The organism is Bradyrhizobium sp. PRIMUS42 (assembly GCF_023006515.1).
Lineage (GTDB): Bacteria > Pseudomonadota > Alphaproteobacteria > Rhizobiales > Xanthobacteraceae > Bradyrhizobium.
Window position 1 is genome coordinate 1 of record NZ_JALBGZ010000634.1, and the last position, 3661, is coordinate 3661.

Here is a 3661-nt window from a genome sequence, read left to right on the forward strand (position 1 = left end):
CGCTGACGGCCGCGATGACGCTCGCAGGCTTCCTCTCCGGCGTGATTGCACCCTCGCGCGACATGCTGGTGCGCAACGCTGCGCCCGCGGGCGCAGCAGGCCGCGCCTTCGGCATCGTCTCAACCGGCTTCAATCTCGGCGGCATCGTCTCACCACTGCTGTTCGGCTGGATCATGGACCAAAACGCGCCGCATTGGGTGTTCGGCGCGTCCGTGGTGTTCATGCTGGCAACGGTGGTGCTGTCGCCGTTCACGGAACGGAAGCGGGAAGCTTCTGCAAATTGAGCGGTTGGTCTCGCCACGAATTCAACTGTCGTCCCTGCCTAGCGCGCAATTGCGCACGGGGCGCAGGGACCCATAACCTCAGGGAGGAGTCGTAGCGCGAAGCTGGTCACTCCGGGTCTTCGCCAAACAAGTCCATGTGGTTATCGCGACGAGCGCAAGCGCTCGCGCGGAGGTCTCGGATCGGCGCTTCGCTTGTCCGGGACGACAGCTGAGCGAGACGTGCAAAACAAGCAACAACAAACCGGGAAGAAGCACCAATGAGCACCCCTGATCTGATCATCCGCGGCGGTACCGTCGCGGACGGAAGCGGCGGCGAGCTGTTTGAGGCTGATGTCGCCATCAACGGCGGGACAATCACCGAGGTCGGCAAGGTCGCCGCAAAGGGCCGCGAAGAGATCGACGCGCGCGGCAAGCTCGTCACGCCGGGCTTCGTCGACGTGCACACCCATTACGACGGCCAGGTCACCTGGAGCCAGGACATCACGCCGTCCTCGCAAAACGGCGTCACCACGGCGATCATGGGCAATTGCGGCGTCGGCTTCGCGCCGTGCAAGCCTGATGACCACATCCGCCTGATCCAGCTGATGGAAGGTGTCGAGGATATTCCCGAGCCGGTGCTGAGCGCCGGCATCCCCTGGGCGTGGGAGAGCTTTCCGGACTACATGGACTGGCTGGCCAAGCGCGACTTCGACATCGATGTCGGCGCGCAGCTGCCGCATGCAGCGCTGCGCGTTTACGTCATGGGCGAGCGCGGCGCGCGGCGCGATCCCTCGACCGCAGAAGACAATGCGGCGATGGCGAAGCTCGCGGGCGAAGCTGTGCGTTCCGGCGCGCTCGGCTTCTCGACCTCGCGCACGCTCAATCACCGCACCTCGACCGGCGATTTCACGCCGACGCTGAAGGCGGGCGAGGACGAGCTCACTGCGATCGCCGGCGCGATGCACGCTGAGGGCCGCAGCGTGCTGCAATTCGTGCTGGATCTCTCCACCATCCACGAAGATTTGCCGATGATGCTGCGGGTCGCCGACACGACGAAATGCCCGATCTCGTTCTCGATCACCCAGAACGACAGGGCACCAAACCGCTGGCGCCAGACGCTGGACGAGATCAACGCGGCGGCGAAGCGCGGCCTCTCCATCACCGCGCAGATCGCGGCCCGCCCGGTCGGCCTGCTGCTCGGGCTCGAGCTCTCGCGCAATCCGTTCCAGACCCATCCGAGCTACAAGGCAATCGCCCATCTGCCGCTTGGGGAGAGGCTGGCACGACTGCATCAGCCGGGGGTGCGCAAAGCCATCCTGAGCGAGACGGCGACCGCGACCGACGATCCGCTGTTCTTCCGTCCGAACTACGACAAGATGTTTTTGCTCGGCGATCCCCCCGACTACGAGCAGCCGCCGGAGAACGCGCTGGGCCCGCAGGCGCGCAAGCAGGGCCGTCGGCCGGAAGAGCTCGCCTATGACGCGATGCTGTCGGACGAGGGCCGCGGCATGCTCTATGTGCCCTTCCTCAATTATTCCGACGGCAATCTCGATGCGACGCGCGAGATGCTGATCGACCCGCAATCGGTGCCGGGTCTGTCCGACGGCGGCGCGCATTGCGGCATCATCTGCGATGCGAGCTTCCCGACCTATCTGCTGACGCACTGGACGCGTGACCGCAAGCGCGGCGAGAAGCTCACGATCCCGTTCGTGGTCGCTGCGCAGTCACGCAAGACCGCACTCTCGGTCGGCCTCACCGATCGCGGGCTTATTGCTCCGCGCTATAAGGCCGACATCAACGTGATCGACTATGACCGTCTGCACCTGCACCCGCCGAAGGTGCATTACGATCTGCCGGTCGGCGGGCGGCGACTGCTGCAGGACGTGGATGGCTATGAGGCCACATCGTGACGGTCGGCGATCCGCGCCTGAAAGGCCAGATTGTCCGCGACCGACAGGCTCGGGATCAGGTTGAATTGCTGAAAAACCAGGCCGATCCGGTCGCGCCGCAGCCTGGCGCGCCCCGCATCGGAGAGTTCTGTGATCTCGATATCCGCCAGCCGGATCGTGCCGCTATCGGCGGCATCGAGCCCTGCGATCAGATGCAGCAGCGTGCTCTTGCCGCTGCCGGATTCGCCGGTCAACGCGATGCGTTCGCCGTCCCTGAGGTCGAGATCGACGCCGCGCAGCACATGGACCGGTTCGCCGGCCGAGGAGAAGGTCTTGGAAAGGTTTCGGATGCTCAGCACGATGAACGACGCCGGACGGAATTAGCGGAATTGCTGCGTAGCACACCTGCCGGGGAAATGCTGGTTGCGTTGGTCTTGAAGCCGTTGTTAGCTTCCAAGACGGCCAAATCAGAAAAGTGCCAAAAGACCGAAAGACAAGGACGGGGAGATTCATGAGCGCTCAGGGAACGCCAGAGGCGGCGGCCAAGTCGGCGGGGGTGTCAAGCGCGACGCCAAAGGGCGCCTGGACCATCACCTTTCTCCTCTTCCTCTTCATGCTCGTGAACTTCGCCGACAAGATCGTCGTGGGTCTCGCCGGCGTGCCGATCATGACCGATCTGCAGCTCACCCCGGAGCAGTTCGGCCTGCTCGGTTCCTCGTTCTTCTTCCTGTTCTCGATCGCCGCCATCGTGGTCGGCTTCATCGTCAACAGGGTGCCGACGCGCTGGGTGCTGCTGGCGCTTGCGGTGGTCTGGGCGCTGGCGCAGTTTCCGATGGTCGGCACCGTGTCCTTCACCACGCTCCTGATCTGTCGCATCGTGCTGGGCGCCGGCGAAGGCCCGGCTTTCTCAGTCGCCGCGCACGCCATCTACAAATGGTTCCCCGATGAGAAGCGCACGCTGCCCACCGCGATCCTGTCGCAGGGCTCGGCTTTCGGTGTCATCCTCGCGGTGCCGGCGCTTAACTGGATCATCGTCAATCATTCCTGGCACTATGCGTTCGGCGCGCTCGGCGTCGTCGGCCTGATCTGGGTTTGTGCCTGGCTTGCGCTCGGCAAGGAAGGGCCGCTGGAGGACACGCAGGTCCTCGCCGCGACCGAGCAGAAGATCCCTTACTTGCAGTTGCTCACCTCGCGCACCTTCATCGGCTGCGTCGCGGCGACCTTCGGCGCCTATTGGGCGCTGTCACTTGGTTTGACCTGGTTCACGCCCTTCATCGTCAAGGGGCTTGGATTCTCGCAGAGCCAGGCCGGCTTCATCTCCATCCTGCCCTGGGTGTTCGGCGCCACCATCGTCATCCTCACGGGGTGGATCTCGCAGGTGATGATGGCGCGCGGCTACAACACCCGCGCGGCTCGCGGCGTTCTCGGCTCGGTGCCGCTGGTGATCGGCGGGCTGATCCTGGCAACGATGCCGCACGCTCAGGGCGCCGGCCTGCAGATCGCGCTGCT

The 3661-nt window shown here is 64.7% G+C and carries 3 protein-coding genes and 1 pseudogene; 3 read left to right on the forward strand and 1 reads right to left on the reverse strand.

The window, feature by feature from the left end; translation table 11 throughout:
- Together MOV75_RS30845 and MOV75_RS30850 are read left to right on the forward strand one after the other, a co-directional pair.
- On the forward strand, positions 1-284 hold a 284-nt coding region (locus tag MOV75_RS30845), incomplete at its 5' end, for an MFS transporter (RefSeq protein ID WP_247007205.1).
- Between the two features lie 257 nt (positions 285-541).
- Complete coding sequence (locus MOV75_RS30850; RefSeq protein ID WP_247007206.1) at positions 542-2173, forward strand: amidohydrolase family protein; 1632 nt, start codon at positions 542-544, stop codon at positions 2171-2173.
- Here MOV75_RS30850 and MOV75_RS30855 read toward each other — a convergent pair.
- A pseudogene (locus MOV75_RS30855) lies at positions 2167-2511 on the reverse strand (ABC transporter ATP-binding protein); the annotation flags it as partial. The gene MOV75_RS30850 and the pseudogene MOV75_RS30855 overlap by 7 nt on opposite strands.
- Before the next feature lie 152 nt (positions 2512-2663).
- Here MOV75_RS30855 and MOV75_RS30860 point away from each other — a divergent pair.
- A partial coding sequence (locus tag MOV75_RS30860; RefSeq protein WP_247007208.1) for an MFS transporter occupies positions 2664-3661 on the forward strand: 998 nt, incomplete at its 3' end.